This window comes from Blautia sp. HCN-20427, assembly GCF_037890365.1.
GTDB lineage: Bacteria > Bacillota > Clostridia > Lachnospirales > Lachnospiraceae > Blautia.
This window is the reverse complement of the sequence record NZ_JBBKBX010000007.1, coordinates 123,150-138,119: the sequence shown is the minus strand read 5'-3', so window position 1 is coordinate 138,119 and position 14,970 is coordinate 123,150. Positions and strand designations below refer to the sequence as shown.

General features: G+C 43.4%; 17 protein-coding genes. 13 read left to right on the top strand and 4 right to left on the bottom strand.

Annotation, left to right across the window (positions count from 1 at the left end; genetic code table 11):
- Positions 1-17 precede the first annotated feature (17 nt).
- From WKT17_RS06425 to WKT17_RS06415, 3 genes are read right to left on the bottom strand one after another with little or no spacing between them, the layout of a single operon-like run.
- Positions 18-581, bottom strand: coding sequence for a hypothetical protein (locus WKT17_RS06425; RefSeq protein WP_294541589.1), 564 nt, complete (start codon positions 579-581; stop codon positions 18-20).
- 10 nt (positions 582-591) lie between these two features.
- Positions 592-1,293: an ABC transporter ATP-binding protein gene (locus tag WKT17_RS06420; RefSeq protein WP_291681421.1), complete on the bottom strand. Its 702-nt coding sequence runs from the start codon at positions 1,291-1,293 to the stop codon at positions 592-594.
- Positions 1,294-1,295: 2 nt separating this feature from the next.
- Positions 1,296-1,610, bottom strand: coding sequence for a hypothetical protein (locus WKT17_RS06415; RefSeq protein ID WP_173747773.1), 315 nt, complete (start codon positions 1,608-1,610; stop codon positions 1,296-1,298).
- 190 nt (positions 1,611-1,800) lie between these two features.
- Here WKT17_RS06415 and WKT17_RS06410 point away from each other — a divergent pair, with 190 nt between their 5' ends.
- From WKT17_RS06410 to WKT17_RS06355, 12 genes are all read left to right on the top strand, one after another.
- Positions 1,801-2,385 (top strand): TetR/AcrR family transcriptional regulator C-terminal domain-containing protein, encoded by a 585-nt coding sequence (locus WKT17_RS06410; RefSeq protein ID WP_291681419.1) that lies wholly within the window; start codon positions 1,801-1,803, stop codon positions 2,383-2,385.
- Positions 2,386-2,585: 200 nt separating this feature from the next.
- Positions 2,586-4,244 carry an ABC transporter substrate-binding protein gene (locus WKT17_RS06405; protein WP_291681418.1) on the top strand — a complete coding sequence of 553 codons (1,659 nt, stop codon included), beginning with the start codon at positions 2,586-2,588 and terminating at the stop codon, positions 4,242-4,244.
- A gap of 87 nt (positions 4,245-4,331) precedes the next feature.
- Positions 4,332-5,324 carry an ABC transporter permease gene (locus WKT17_RS06400; protein ID WP_173747765.1) on the top strand — a complete coding sequence of 331 codons (993 nt, stop codon included), beginning with the start codon at positions 4,332-4,334 and terminating at the stop codon, positions 5,322-5,324.
- A complete protein-coding gene (locus WKT17_RS06395) occupies positions 5,317-6,183 on the top strand; it encodes an ABC transporter permease (RefSeq protein ID WP_173747762.1) in 867 nt (288 codons plus the stop codon). Before WKT17_RS06400 ends, WKT17_RS06395 begins: the two co-directional genes overlap by 8 nt.
- A 9-nt stretch (positions 6,184-6,192) precedes the next feature.
- Positions 6,193-7,122, top strand: a complete 930-nt coding sequence (locus WKT17_RS06390) for an ABC transporter ATP-binding protein (protein WP_340271915.1) — start codon at positions 6,193-6,195, stop codon at positions 7,120-7,122.
- The gene (locus tag WKT17_RS06385; protein ID WP_294541580.1) at positions 7,112-7,732 is read left to right on the top strand and encodes an ABC transporter ATP-binding protein; all 621 of its coding nucleotides are present in this window, start codon (positions 7,112-7,114) and stop codon (positions 7,730-7,732) included. Before WKT17_RS06390 ends, WKT17_RS06385 begins: the two co-directional genes overlap by 11 nt.
- 2 nt (positions 7,733-7,734) lie before the next feature.
- Positions 7,735-8,322, top strand: coding sequence for a DJ-1/PfpI family protein (locus WKT17_RS06380; protein ID WP_173747756.1), 588 nt, complete (start codon positions 7,735-7,737; stop codon positions 8,320-8,322).
- Positions 8,323-8,341: 19 nt separating this feature from the next.
- Positions 8,342-8,617: a metal-sensing transcriptional repressor gene (locus tag WKT17_RS06375; protein WP_340271914.1), complete on the top strand. Its 276-nt coding sequence runs from the start codon at positions 8,342-8,344 to the stop codon at positions 8,615-8,617.
- A 292-nt stretch (positions 8,618-8,909) separates the two neighbouring features.
- Complete coding sequence (locus WKT17_RS06370; protein ID WP_340271913.1) at positions 8,910-9,074, top strand: hypothetical protein; 165 nt, start codon at positions 8,910-8,912, stop codon at positions 9,072-9,074.
- Complete coding sequence (locus tag WKT17_RS06365; RefSeq protein WP_340271912.1) at positions 9,071-9,244, top strand: hypothetical protein; 174 nt, start codon at positions 9,071-9,073, stop codon at positions 9,242-9,244. Before WKT17_RS06370 ends, WKT17_RS06365 begins: the two co-directional genes overlap by 4 nt.
- 1,288 nt (positions 9,245-10,532) lie before the next feature.
- Positions 10,533-11,582 (top strand): transposase, encoded by a 1,050-nt coding sequence (locus WKT17_RS06360; protein ID WP_340271911.1) that lies wholly within the window; start codon positions 10,533-10,535, stop codon positions 11,580-11,582.
- Between the two features lie 17 nt (positions 11,583-11,599).
- A complete protein-coding gene (locus WKT17_RS06355; protein ID WP_173747746.1) occupies positions 11,600-12,862 on the top strand; it encodes an MFS transporter in 1,263 nt (420 codons plus the stop codon).
- A 114-nt stretch (positions 12,863-12,976) separates the two neighbouring features.
- On the opposite strand, the gene WKT17_RS06350 is transcribed toward WKT17_RS06355, so the two are convergent.
- Entirely contained in the window at positions 12,977-13,810 is an 834-nt protein-coding gene (locus WKT17_RS06350) for an HAD family hydrolase (RefSeq protein WP_173747743.1), read from the bottom strand.
- 59 nt (positions 13,811-13,869) lie between these two features.
- Between WKT17_RS06350 and WKT17_RS06345 the strand changes: the two genes are divergently transcribed.
- A complete protein-coding gene (locus tag WKT17_RS06345; protein ID WP_291681404.1) occupies positions 13,870-14,859 on the top strand; it encodes a M14 family zinc carboxypeptidase in 990 nt (329 codons plus the stop codon).
- The last annotated feature ends 111 nt before the right edge of the window (positions 14,860-14,970 follow it).

Below are 14,970 nucleotides of genomic sequence, written 5' to 3'. Positions count from 1 at the left end.
TCTTTTGAGGGCTAATATCAAACCACCAGTTGAACTGGTGGTTGCTGACTAGAAGAGAGAAACTCCGGAGACTTTGCAAATCCCACAATTTTAAAAGTGTGTTTTTTTAGCACCTTGGTTCCGGCGCTTTCCTTTTCCGTGACTTTTAAGGTATCGCCAATGTGGTATTGACTTTTATAAGTATCGGACAAAACGATTTCGTCATCTTTTTCTGCATGTTTCCCGGCGGTCAGTTCATATTTGGAAATGGTATCCGGATTTGAAAACAGACGAATACTGTCGGTGGTATCCTTGATTTCTACATCTTTTAAATATCCATATTCTATTTTACTGGTTCCGGATAACTGATTGATAGCGGCTTGGTTATTTTCATCAATGCCGTAATCTCCAATGACTGTTATGTCAGACAGATTTAAGTCTTCAAAATAGTGCAGGCCGGTTTCTCGCATGTCCGGGCCTGTGACTTTTAGCCCCACCAGTGCAAAAGAGCCTAACATCATCAGACAGAAAATAGAGATAAAACGTCCTTTGGAATTTAAAAAGCATTTTTTTATATCTTTCCATAATTTTTTCTTTTTCAACGAGTATCACCTACCATTCAATTTCTGCAATATTCCGTGGATGTTTGTTGATTTCGATATTTTTTACTGTAGCGTCATGCATGTGGATGACACGGTCCGCAATGGGAGCAATGGCGCCATTATGTGTAACGATTACAACCGTTGCCCCCTTTTTCCGGCACATATCCTGAAGAATCTGGAGTACCTGCTTGCCGGTCTGATAATCCAGGGCGCCGGTTGGTTCGTCGCACAAAAGAATTTTGGGGTTCTTCGCAATGGCCCTGGCAATGGCAACACGCTGCTGTTCACCGCCGGAAAGCTGTGCGGGAAAGTTGTTGATTCGCTTGGAAAGTCCCACATCCTTTAGTACCTGCACAGGGTCCAGGGCGTCTTTTACAATTTCAGAAGCAAGTTCTACATTTTCCTTGGAAGTCAGGTTCTGTACCAGATTATAGAACTGAAATACAAAGCCCACATCATTTCTTCGGTAAGTCGTAAGCTGTCTTGCATTGTAATTGGAAATATCTTTTCCGTCTATGATGACCTTGCCGCTGTCATTGGTGTCCATTCCGCCTAAGATATTGAGCGCCGTGGATTTTCCGGCGCCGGATGAACCCAGTATTATGGCAAGTTCTCCTTTTTCAATGGAGAAGCTGACATCTCTGTTTGCATATATTTTTGTTTCTCCCATCTTATAGGTTTTACAACTGTTTCGCATTTCAATATATCCCATATCTAATTCCTCCTTGCAGCGATTCCGGTTAAATGATAATGCTTGTTTCTTCGTTTTAACGTCAGTTCAATAAACTGAGCATTGAAGCAGCCCACTGCCGTATAGGTGAAGGTCTGCATAAGAGATGTCAGTGTTCCGGTTAATCTGCAGGTACCGTTATCCAGTACCTGTCCGGTTAAGGGGCTTTTATGATTTAAAATATCAACGCAGCCGGAAATCAGTCCCTGTTTCACTTCCATCTGCAAATGTCCATACCGTGTTCCGACAGGTGCAGCTAAAGTAATCTTATAAAAGTATTGCTGTATTTCTTTGCACATCGAGCAGCACACCTCCTTTTTTACTGCCGAGAGCCATTATAAAAAGAAAAGTTCTGTTTAGACATGGTCAAATTTTCGGGATTGGGTAAAATACGGACAAATGTGCAGGAATTGTGGAACAAATGCCTGAATTTTGATTGTTGAATTCTTTGTGGGACAACTGTATACTAAAACAGCAGGAGGTTTTGACATGAAATATGAAGTGACCAGTTTAAATACTAAGAAATTATTTGCAGAGGCCTTAAAGAACCTTGTGGTACAGAAATCATTTTCTAAAATAACGGTCAGTGAATTGATTCGGGTTTGCAATGTCAATCGAAAAACATTTTATTATCACTTTGCCGATGTATACGATTTACTGAAATGGACTTTGGAACAGGAAGCCATAGAGGTTGTGAAAAAATTCGATTTGATTATCGATTATGAGGAAGTTATTCTCTTTGCCATGGATTACATTGAAAAAAATAGTGTGTTTTTGAAGAATATTTATGATTCTGTGGGAAGAGATGAATTGAAACGTTTTTTCTATTGGGACTTTATTGAAATTACAACTTCCATGATAAAAAAGGTAGAAGAACTCACGGAAACCACAGTTCCGAAAGACTTTGAAACCTTTTTAAGCAGTTTTTATACAGAGGCAATAGCCGGAACACTGCTGGAATGGATTGTTCATAAAGAAGAGCACGACAAACAGCAGGTAATAAATTATATTTCTGTTATTTTCCGCACTGCTCTGCCTGCGTCCATAAAACAGTATACAGAGGTGCAGAAATAGCAAAAGAAAACCCCCGCATGGGGATAAAAGCCTTTTTGCAGAGGAAAGCGTTCTCCTGAAATCCTGTATTTACAGGCAATGAAAAAAATACAAAAAGAAAAAAGAAATAACCCCCAGGGTAGCTTACCCCGGGGCTTTTTCTTGTCTATAATAGAGTTCAGCCGTAAGGGCAGACGAAAATAACCAGGAGGAAACAACAGATGAAAAAGAGAATGAAAGCACTGGCAGCGCTGTTATGCGTAACGGCCATGGTAACAGGATGTGGAAGCGGGGCATCGGATTCCGGTACATCTTCTGCCAAAACACAGACACAGAAGGAGGAAGGCTCTGTCAAGACGAATGAATCCCAAGAAAAAAAATCAGAAGTTACCATTGGTTTTTCCAGTGAAGGAGATTCTTTTGACCCTTGTACAGGATTTGGCTATACCGGGTCGCCTTTGTATTCCAATCTGGTAAAAGTAAACGGAGATGACCAGCTGGAAAATGACCTGGCAACGGATTATACAGTCAGCGATGACGCCCTTACCTGGACGTTTCAAATCCGGGATGACGTAAAGTTTACAAACGGAGATGCACTAAAAGCCTCAGACGTTGCCTTTACTTTTAACACGGCAAAAGAAAAAGCCACTTATATGGATTTAACCATGATGGAAAGCTGTACGGCAAAAGACGACACTACCGTAGAATTTAAGCTGACAAAACCCTGTGTAACCTTTATTTATACGGTAGCGCAGATGGGTATTGTACCGGAAAAGGCTTACAGCGACAAATTCGGAATGTCCGCAGACCAGATTATCGGTTCCGGTCCGTACAAAATGGTACAGTGGGACAAGGGACAGCAGTTTATTCTGGAAGCAAATGAGGATTATTACGGGGACAAGCCGGAAATTGAAAGAGCTGTATTTCTGATTCAGGAAGAGGACGCCAGATTTGTAGCGGCAAAAGCCGGAGAGGTAGACATTGCGCTGACCTCTGCAACTCTTGCAACCACAGAAATTGAAGGCATGCATGTAGAAAAAGTAGAATCCGTAGACAATAGAGGCATTACCCTTCCAACCGTTCCCGATGAAGGAAAGAAGACGGAAGACGGATATAAAATCGGAAATAATATTACCTGTGATGTGAATGTGAGAAAGGCTCTCTGCTACGGCGTAGACAGACAGCAGATTATTGACGAAGCCTTAAACGGCCTTGCAAAACCGGCTTATTCCGAGTGTGACGGTATGCCATGGTGGAATGAGGAGGACGTTATTGAAACGGATGTGGATTATGCAAAGGAACTTCTGGAACAGTCCGGCTGGAAGGATACAGACGGAGATGGCATCCGGGAAAAGGACGGAAATAAGCTGGCCTTTCATCTGATGTATTTTGCGGGAGATTCCATGCGCCAGGCTGTGGCTATGTCTGTGGCAAATCAGGCAAAAGAAAACCTGGGCTTTGACATTACGGTAGAAGGTGTCAGTGAGGATGATACCATTAAGAGAATGTTTTCTGAACCTATGATTATGGGATGGGGTTCCGACAGTCCCATGACTTCTTATATGCTGTTCCACAGCAGCAATGCGGGAAAGACAGACTGGTACAATCCGGAATTTTATATGAGCGATAAGACCGATGAGTATCTGGATAAAGCCATGAATTCGCTGACCATTGAAGACTCCTATGAGTGGTGGCAGAAGGCACAGTGGGACGGTGAAACCGGTACTTCCATGAAAGGGGAGGCGCCCTGGGCATTCTTTGTAAATATGACACACCTTTATTATGTGAAAGACGGATTAAATATCGGAAACCAGAGAATCCATGCTCATGGACAGGCATGGCCGCTGATTGCCAACCTGGCAGAGTGGAGCTGGGAATAAAATCGGGTCTGACAAAAGAAGGGGAGCTGCTGCGCTTTTGCGGCGGCCCCTCTCGTTGTGCTTAAAAGAGAAAATGGAGAAAAAACAATGAAGAGTAAATATTATCTGAAATTCACAGGGAAATATCTTGTGCGCATGGTGACGCTGCTGATTGCAGTCAGCGTCATCAGCTTTGTACTGGTCAGTCTTTCCCCTGTAGACCCGGTACAGCAGTATGTGGGCTCGGTTCCCAATGTCAGCGTGGAGCAGAGAGCGAAAATAGCGGAATACTGGGGGCTAAATGACCCGCCTGTTGAGCGGTTTCTGGCATGGGGGAAATCCATTCTCCACGGCGATTTCGGGGTATCCCTTTTGTATCGCCGCCCGGTACTGGATATCATCAGGGAAAAATTTGCGGCTTCCCTGGCTCTTATGATGACTGCGTGGGTGTTTTCCGGCGTCATAGGCTTTGGGGTTGGTTGTATGATGGGAGTCTGGAACGGAAAATGGCCGGATAAAATTTTGAAAAAGGTGTGCCTGATTATGTGTTCCATTCCCACTTTCTGGATTGGAATTGTGTTTCTGATGATTTTTTCCGTGCAGCTTGGCTGGTTCCCTATGGGCATGAGTGTGCCAAAAGGTGTTCCCGCAGACCAGGTGACGCTTCTGCAGAGGATTCACCATTTGATTTTACCGGCGCTTACCCTGAGTTTTCTGTCCTTTGCCAATGTGGCGCTGCACACAAGGGAGAAGCTGGTAGATGTACTGGAAAGTGACTATGTGCTGTTTGCCAAAGCCAGGGGAGAATCGAAATGGAGTGTGCTGAAACGCCATGGTTTCCGCAACATTATGCTGCCTGCGGTGACCATGCAGTTTGGCTCTTTCAGCGAACTGTTCGGCGGCTCTGTTCTGGCAGAAAATGTATTTTCCTATCCGGGGCTTGGAGCAGCGGCTTCAGCGGCGGGGATGGCCTCGGATGTGCCGCTGCTTCTGGGCATTACCCTGTTCAGCGCATTGTTTGTATTTGTAGGAAATATGCTGGCGAATATCATATATGGAATTGTAGACCCGCAGATAAGGGAGGGATATGGACATGAGTAATACAGCAGCAGTCAGCGCCGGAACAAAACCAAGAAAGCTGCAGATAAACCGGCGGACAAAAACCATCTTTTTTGCAGTCATGATTCTTGCCGTATTATTTTCCGTATATCTGGCAGGAGCGCTTCTCAGTGACGACCTGATTCAGGCAGATTTTTCTAAAAAAGGGCTGCCGCCTTCCCTGGAACATCCTTTTGGGACGGATATGCTGGGACGAGATATGCTGGTGCGAACCATTAAGGGGCTGTCTGTCAGCATTGTGGTCGGTGTAGTGGCTTCTACCGTCAGCGCCGTGATTGCGTTGATTGTAGGAGTGGCGGCAGCAACGGGAACCTCCTGGCTGGACCATTTTATCAACTGGGTGATTGATTTGGTTATGGGAATTCCCCATACAGTACTGCTGATTCTCATTTCCTTTGCCTGCGGAAAGGGTCTGAAAGGCGTGCTCATTGGCGTGGCAGTGACCCACTGGACAGGGCTTGCCCGGATTATCCGAAGTGAGGTTCTGCAGATTCGTTCCCAGCAGTACATAGAGGTATCCAAGAAACTGGGACATTCCAGTTGGTGGATTACCGTACACCATATTCTTCCTCATATGATTCCACAGTTTGTCATCGGACTGATTTTGATGTTTCCACATGCCATTATGCATGAATCCAGTCTGACTTTTCTGGGATTCGGACTTTCCCCGGAGCAGCCTGCTATCGGAATCATCCTTTCAGAATCTATGAAATATCTGTCAACAGGAATGTGGTGGCTGGCCTTTTTCCCAGGACTCATGCTGGTAATGATTGTACTGCTTTTTGACAGGCTGGGAGAAAACGTAAAGAAAATCGTGGACCCGTACAGCGCCCATGAATAGGAGAACATTATGAAAAACGAGAGTATTTTATCTGTAAAGGATTTGTCTGTATCCTTTCACATGTATGAAAAAGGTTTGGAGCAGTATGATTTAAAAGTCATTTCTAATATGACGCTGGACGTGCGTCCGGGTGAGATTGTGGCGATTGCAGGTTCCAGCGGTTCCGGAAAAAGTCTTCTGGCCCATGCGGTGATGGGGCTGCTTCCGGAAAATGCGGCCATAAGCGGTGAAATTTCCTATAAAGGAAAAGTTTTGAGTCAGAAAGATAAGGAAAAACTTCGGGGAAAAGAGTTTGCCCTGGTACCTCAGTCCGTTTCCTTTTTGGATCCGCTGATAAAAGTGGAGGCCCAGGTCAGAGGCCCGAAGCCGGATATGGCAAAGATAGAGGCCCAGAAAGAAATTTTTAAACGATTTCAGTTAGACGAAAAAACAGAGAAGCTGTATCCGTTTCAGCTTTCCGGAGGAATGGCCAGGCGGGTATTGGTGTCTACAGCCGTGCTAAGCGGGGCAGAAGTGATTATTGCCGATGAACCTACGCCGGGGCTGGATTTGGATATGGCTATGGAAGCCCTGAAAGTATTCCGGGAACTGGCGGATGAGGGGAAAGCGGTGATTCTCATTACCCATGACATTGATTTGGCCTTTCATATGGCAGACCGCATTGCCGTGTTTTATGCGGGAACCACGGTGGAAATGGCAGAGGCAGAGGATTTCCGACAGGGTGAGCATGCGCTTCGCCATCCCTATTCCAAAGTCCTGTGGAGAGCACTGCCCCAGAATGGATTTGAACCCATTTCCGGTTTCCAGCCCTATGCGAAATATCTTCCCAAGGGCTGTCTGTTTTCGCCCAGATGTCCGTATAAGACAGAAAAATGTGAAGAAAAAATACCTATGAGAGAAGTCCGTGGGGGCTATGTGAGGTGTATACATGCAGATTGAAGCAAGAAATATCAGTTTCCGGTACAGGGAAAATACACCCTGGATTTTAAAGGATGTCAGTTTGAAAATAGAGGAGGGCGAGCGGGTCGGCCTGGTAGGCCCCAGCGGATACGGAAAAAGCACGCTGGTAAAAATTCTGGCCGGTTATTTGAAGCCAACAAAAGGGGAGGTGCTTCTGGACGGAAAGCCTCTGCCGAAAAAAGGAGTCAGTCCGGTTCAGCTTATCTACCAGCATCCGGAAAAAGCGATCAATCCCAGGTGGAAGATGAAAAAAGTTTTGCAGGAGTCCGGTATGTTCCGGGATGAGGTTATGGATGCGCTGGGAATTGAAAGAGACTGGCTGGAGCGCTATCCAAGAGAACTTTCCGGCGGGGAGCTGCAGCGGTTCTGTGTGGCCCGTTCTCTCTTTGAAGGTACTCATTTTCTTTTTGCCGATGAAATGAGCACCATGCTGGACGTGATTACCCAGGCGCAGATATGGAATCTGATGCTAAAGGAGGTAGAAGAGCGCAGGCTGGGGCTTCTCATGGTGACTCACAATGCTTATCTGGCAGAGAAAATCTGCGCCAGAACCATTCGTCTGGAAGAAATCAATACCAGGGAGGAATAACAATGGACGTAAATATAGTTTTGTTTGATGATTTTGAAACGTTGGACGCTTTTGGCCCGGCAGAAGTATTCGGAAAATTGCCGGAACATTTTCACCTCCGGTATTTGTCTGTGTCGGGAGATGTGATAAACAGCACACAAGGGGGAAAGGTCTGGACAGACTTTCTGATTCCGGAAGAAATCGAAGGAATTTTACTGGTTCCGGGAGGCAAAGGGGCCAGAAGACTTCTGTGGAAGGACGAGAGAACCTTGAATCTTATAAAAAAAGCGGCTGAAAACGCAGATTACTGTCTGATGATTGAAAACGGTTCTGCTCTGCTAGCGCAGACGGGTATGCTGTATCGGCGGAAAATAGCGGATTTTCCTATGGACGCAAACTGGAACCGTATGTTTACAGCAGGAATCGAAAGAGTGGAGAATGCAAGGGTGGTCATTGACGGAAAGTTTTATTCCTGTAGCAGCAGTATGGCGGGAATCGATACAGCCCTCTGGGTCGCAGCGGATATTCTGGACATTTCTGCAGCAGAGAAAGCGGCTGGCCAGATGGGATATTCGTGGAATGAAAATGCAGACGAAGACATTTACTGCTGAAAAAGACCGGGGGAAAAGCATGGAAAAGAAAGACCAGACAAGGTATGATAAAGCCATGGTGAATAGAATTGCCCGTGCCACGGGACACCTGAAAATGGTGCGGGACATGGTGGAGCAGGAGCGGGACTGCAGCGAAGTGCTGATTCAGCTTGCAGCGGTGAAATCTGCGGTAAACGGTGCAGGAAAGGAAATTTTAAAGCAGTATATGGAAGAGTGCGTGGACCAGGAGCTTCGGCAGCAGGACAACGAAGGGATGGGAAAGCTGAAGAAGGGAATTGACAGCTTTATTAAATGAAATTTATCAACAAAATGTATGATTTTTTGAAAAATCAACCCCCAGGGAGGCTTGTAAGGAGAGGAGAAATGGGGTAGGATAGATTTACAGTTACCGCATACATCCTCCGCATAGATGAATAGGCGGTAATATGTAATGTCGAATCCTCATACAAAATAAGACCGCCGCGTCAGGGTAATCAGGGAGAAAACTGAGAGATACCAGGATGCAGAGGTCTTATTTTTGTATAGAATGACAAGTGAGAGGTTGTTCTATTCGACAGGAGAAAAATTCGGATAAGGAGGAAAGGAAAATGGCAGTATCTATGGCAGTTGTCCCATTATTAAAGGGAGAAGAAGCGAAGGCAATTTTGAGGGATTTTGAGGCGTCGAAAATGAGAACCTATTCTGTAGCTGAAAGGAAAGCAACAGATGAAAAAGTGGCAGAAATATTGAAGCGAAAGAAAGCAAAAATATGAAGTATATAGAAGAAAAAATCGATAGAAAAAAGCATTTTGAAGTGGTTGGAAATTTTCAATGCGGGGCAGATGACCCTTTGGACAGATTTTTGACAGACTGTTCTTTTCAGTATGATGAAAAAAGGCTGGGAATTACATATTTATTTTTTGAGGAAATTCTGTTTGCTTAAATCAGAAGCAGATGAGTCAAAATCAGTGCTTTCTTTTGCACATTGAGACAAATATTGATACTTTTCCTGTCGGATGATGTCACAAATCAGGTGATAGCCTTTCATAAAAGAACAGGATTCTCCCGTTCCCATGACACAAATATAATGTGCCAGTGACATCAGCAGCCAATACCTTCGAAGTCCTTGTGCAGAACGTAGCTGGTAACGATTCAATGCTAATTTATCTTTGCATTGCCTGAAAAATACTTCGATGGACTACCGGCATACGTAACAGGAAAGAATCTCATTTGTTGATAATGACACATCAGCGCAAAGAAAAGCCTGCAGTGCTTTCGGGTTTCCAAATGCTTTTTCCGGATAGCTCAAAAGAACCACAGCATTCTCAATGCCGTTGAGCTTGCCCTCATACCGGTACACATAATATTTTTGTTTTTTAACTGTCACAAGGTTAAAATCTGAACGTGTTACCGATAGTAATGCGGCGAACTCACTGAGTTTCTTTTTGATGCCAAACGGATAAAGCATCCGGTTCGTTTTTTAAGCACCAATGGTATGAAACCCTTTTGCTGCAAAAGTATGGGTTATTTTTTCAGAAACATACCAGCAGTCACAAAGAAATATGACATTACCGGAGGAAAGGGTAATTCTTTTGCAATGTTTTGCACAATGTCAATTTGGGAAATTGGTTTGTTGTACAGCACAAAAGTATAATTTAGGACAATGCCGTTACAGGAAAGCATGACAGCAGCTGTTTTTAGCAAAGTCCGTGGGTTTACCATGGTATCCAGAGATGAAAATACTAATCAGGATGCTCATGCAATGGTTTATCACCCGGTTCGAATAAAACTTGCATAAGTTTAATCTTTTAAATTGGTTGTATATAAATGGAGAATGATGTATAGTTATAGTATTTGCGAGAGGCATCTTCTTTCGTAAATGCTGAAAATGTTTGTTTGGTCACTTTCATTATACAGCAAATCGAAGTAAGGTGTCTTTCTTTTATGCAAAATTACGAACTTGTTCATTTATAGTTGTAGTAGAAAAAGAGGAGGCGAAATATTATCCGAAGGGGGGATATGGTTCGTCTTCTTTTTGTAAAATGAAGAATAAAACAATTCTCAGTGGTTGATGTCTCGGCCAGATTCGGTGTAGCGGCACTTAGAAAAGTGTTGGGGAAAAAAGTTTGTAGCAGGGGCAAAAAACGAGCGATTGCCCTGTTATCACAAAAAGATGTTTGATATAATAGATTTAACAAGTATAGATACAGATGTTGCACTAGGAAGAGTGTATGAAATTAAAACTAATGGATCCCGAACAAATTTTTGTAGATTCTACACATGCCAAAGCTTGTGCAACCAGTAAAAAGATGAGAAAACAGGTTGCGCATGAACAAGCTTTATGGTATGAGCAGGAATTAAAAGAAGAAATTCAAAAAGACAGGACTGCACATGGGAAAAGACCATTAAAAGATAATGATAAAAATGATTCTCTGCCACCACCAACAGGCGGTGGCGGAAGTCTTACAGAAGATACAGAATCACAGATTCTGGAAGGAGCAAAAATACAAAAGTGCAGCATCAGCAATCCGGAAAGAGGTTGGTTTCATAAAGGGGAACATAAACATGTTTTTGCATATGCAGTAGAAACAGCTTTTGATAAACACAGTTGGATTTTAGGATATACAGTTCATTCGGGAAATGAACATGACAGCCGAATATTCCCGCTCTTGTATGAAAAAGTAAAAAGCTTAGAACCGGATATGATTATAATGGATGCTGGTTATAAAACACCTGCGATTGCACATCGTCTGTTAGAAGACGAGATTAAATCTCTTTTCTCGTACAATATGACAAAAGAAGGGTTTTTCAAGAAATATGAGTACGCATACGATGAGTATTATGATTGTTATATCTGTCCAGTAGCACCTGCCACATTTACATCAATGCACAGAGAGCAAAGAGCATGTAAAACTGATTCCCCGCCATGTCTGGGAAGAATATATGAAGAGAGAAGATATTTGCTATACGATAGGAAAGAAAAAAAAGTTTATCAACTACCAAAGGAAACGATTGAACGTCTCTTCGGAAAAACCAAAGAACAGCACGGCTTCCGTTATACGCAATATGTAGGAAAGGCATGGAGGGAAATGAAAGCAGGGCTTACATTTGCATACACGAATCTGAAAAAGCTGGCAAGAATCTTGCAAATCAGGGAATCAAAGGCAAAAGAATTCTTAGATTTTTTTTATGTTTATTTCAAAATAAATGAAAAAAGCCCGCTCCTCTTGTATCTTTTTCCCCTTTCCTGTAAAATGTTGCCATTGAAGGAAAATTTGTAACAGAAGGAGATTTTTTCATGCTGCAAAAACTAAAAAATCATGTATTGGCACAGACCTTCCGGGAATTAAAGGGGAATCCCAAATGGTCTATCTGCACAGAACCGCTCTGGTTCATTCCTTACTCCCTGTTTGTTCCTTTTCAGACCCTTTATATGCGAAAGCTGGGGCTAACCAGTCTGGAAATCGGAACAACGCTTACTGTGGGGTTTCTTTTGCAAATGTTTTTTGCTCTCATCGGAGGAGTCATTACAGACAAAATGGGCAGGCGAAAAGCAACGGTGATTTTTGACACTCTGGGGTGGACGGTTCCCTGTCTTATTTGGGCTTTTTCTCAGAATTTCTGGTGGTTCCTGGCGGCAGCGGCGGTAAATGCAGCTTTCCAGATTACCAATACCTCCTGGAACTGCCTTTTCATTGAGGACTGTCCGCCGAAGCATATTACCAACGCGTTTACTCTGATTCAGATGTGCGGTATGCTTTCTGTATTTTTTTCACCATTGGCCGTTATTCTGGTAGGCAAACATGACGTGGTTCCTGTTATGCGCTGGCTGTATTTGATTGCCGCAATTTCCATGCTTGCGAAATTTCTTTTGCTGTATCATTTTGGCGGGGAAACCCAGATTGGAAAAAAGCGTATGGAAGAGACAAGGAATCTTTCGTATTTTTCTATGATGAAAGGGTATGGCCGGGTATTTCTCACTATGATAAAATCCGGGAAAATGCGTCTGGTAGTGTATTTTATGGCGCTTACCAACATTATCCAGATTGCTACCACCAATTTTTTCTCTCTGTATGTAACAGAGCAAATTCATTTATCGGACGAGTTGGTAGCCGTATTTCCGGTTATTCGTACCATCGTTATGATTGCCTTTGTCATTGGACTGCAAAATTTATTTCAGAAATTGAGAATGAAAGCTTCTCTTCAGATTGGATTTCTGATGTACATAGCCAGTCACTTGCTGCTTTTGCTTACACCGGAGAAAAATTTGCTGCTGGTTATGGGATACACGATTTTAGAGGCTGCTGCGTATGCAGTGATTATTCCAAGAAAAGACGCCCTCATGGCCCATTATGTAGAGCCAAAGGAGCGTTCCAGAATTTATGCGCTATACAATGTTCTGATGATTGGCATTTCAGCCCCTTTCGGAAGTCTGGTTGGCTGGATGTTTGATTTACATCCGGCGCTGCCGTTTTTGTTTAATATCGGAATCTTTGTCCTGTGCATTTTTCTGACCATGGCCTCCAGAGATTTGTCACATCTGGAGGAATCCATAAGCTGAGAGTGTCGTAAAGTCTGACAAAGCAGAAAGAAGAAAAGAGACAGCAGAGTGAATCGGAAAATGTAAGATTCGCTCTGCTGCCTCTTTTCCTTATGCAATTATGTACATAAAAGATTATTTCACTCCGAAGTCCATAAGCTGCTGAACTGCGCTTTTCCTTCCGGTAAAGTGAATGGCGTTTAATCCCTGGGCTCTGGCCTCAGCCACATTATCCATATAGTCGTCAATATACACGGCTTTTTCCGGAACAATCTGGAAGTCCTGAATAAGTTTCTGGTACATTTCCGGTTCCGGCTTCAGCAGGTGTACCTGCCAGGACATATATCCGCCGTCCATAAACTCCAGAAATTTTAAATCTTTTGTACAGCGTTTGTACAGGGGCTCTGAAAAGTTGGAAAGAAAATAGAGCTTGTAGCCCCGTTTTTTCAGATAGGACAGCCAGTCTTTTGTGTAAGAGCACACAGAAATGGTTTCGCCCATTCGTGCAAAGGTTTCCCTTATTTCTTTCTCATAGGAAGGATTGTTGGTAATAAAAGACTGAAGGATTTCCTCTTCTGTGCGGACGCCTCTGTCGCTTTCTGTCCAGTCTTCGCTGAGAAATACAGCTTCCGAAACGGCCTGCGCGGTGTCTTCGTCATATTTTAATTCTTTTAAAAGTTTCTTCCAGTCATATTTTACAAGCACTTTTCCGATATCAAAAATCACAGTATCAACATCAGAATTTTCCCCAAGGATTTTCGGAATAACGTCATTTTTCTGGTGTGTCCAATGATATACCAGAAGAAAAGCGTACAGCAAAATGGGGATAATCACAGTTGCGTACAGTGAGGCCATAATCATATTGCCGGCAGCAGAATTATCCGTCAGAGCCAGAATAAAAGTCAGGACATACATACCTGCCAGCAGGATAATTCCTATGACTGCGAGGAGTCGTTTTAAGTTCTTCACGTCTTAATCTCCCTTGCTTAGAATATCTATTATTATAATAATTTTAGAGGTACCCGTCAATGGATAATTGGAATTGGGACTATCCACGGTTTTTAGGTTATACCTACGAAAATATGCAGAACGATTTGGGTATTTTTGCAAGGATATTTCCGGAATATCTGCAAGTACAGTCTTTGGGAAAGTCAGCAGATTTGAGGAAGATAGATTGTATGAGAATAGGAAAACAAAATGCACAACAAAAGGTTTTTATTTTTGGGGGAATTCACGGACGGGAATATATGACCTGTCAGCTTTTAATGGAGCAGGCGGCAAAATTTCTTCTGCACCTTAAGTACAACCGTGTTTATAAAGGAGTCAGTTATGAGAAATTATTGGAAAACAGAGCGATTTATGTCATTCCTATGGCGAATCCGGATGGGGTAAGCATTAGCCAGTTTGGTGAGAATAGTATCCGAAATCCCGGGCTCCGCAGAAAAGTACTGCAAATTGCAGAGAAGGAAAGAAAAAATCTGTCTTATGAGGTCTATTTCAGAAAGTGGAAGGCCAATGCCAGAGGTGTGGATTTAAACAGGAATTTTCCGGCGGACTGGGATAAATATACGGAAGGGAGAGAGGAAGCCTCTTCGGAAAAGTATAAGGGAGCATATCCGGAATCGGAGGAAGAAACCCGGATTTTGACACAGCTGACCAGAGAGGCAAAATTCCAGAGAACGCTGTCCTATCATTCATCCGGCCAGGTGATTTACTGGAATTTCGGGCAGGAAGGAGTGCTGAAAGAAAGGACAAAGAACTTTGCAGATAGAATTGCAGAGGTGACGGGATATAAAAAAGATGGGAATTTTGAAAAGCTGGATGCAGCGGGGTATAAGGACTGGGCACTGCAAAGTATGAAAATCCCCAGTCTGACGGTAGAGATAGGAAAGCCGGATTCACCGCTTCCCTGGTGGTGCTTTGAAGAGATATACCGGGAAAACAGGAGAGTCTGGGAGGAGATGCTGTTGGATTTGGAAAAAGAGAACAGCCCCCGAACCGGCAAGTACGGGGGCTAAAAAGGGGAGGATAAAGTATTTCTACTTTTTCTTTGGTTGTCTGCAAAGAGCGTCTCGCATTTGAGCCATCTCTTTGTGGACTATCTGTAGTATGGGCAGAAAATCAAAAGT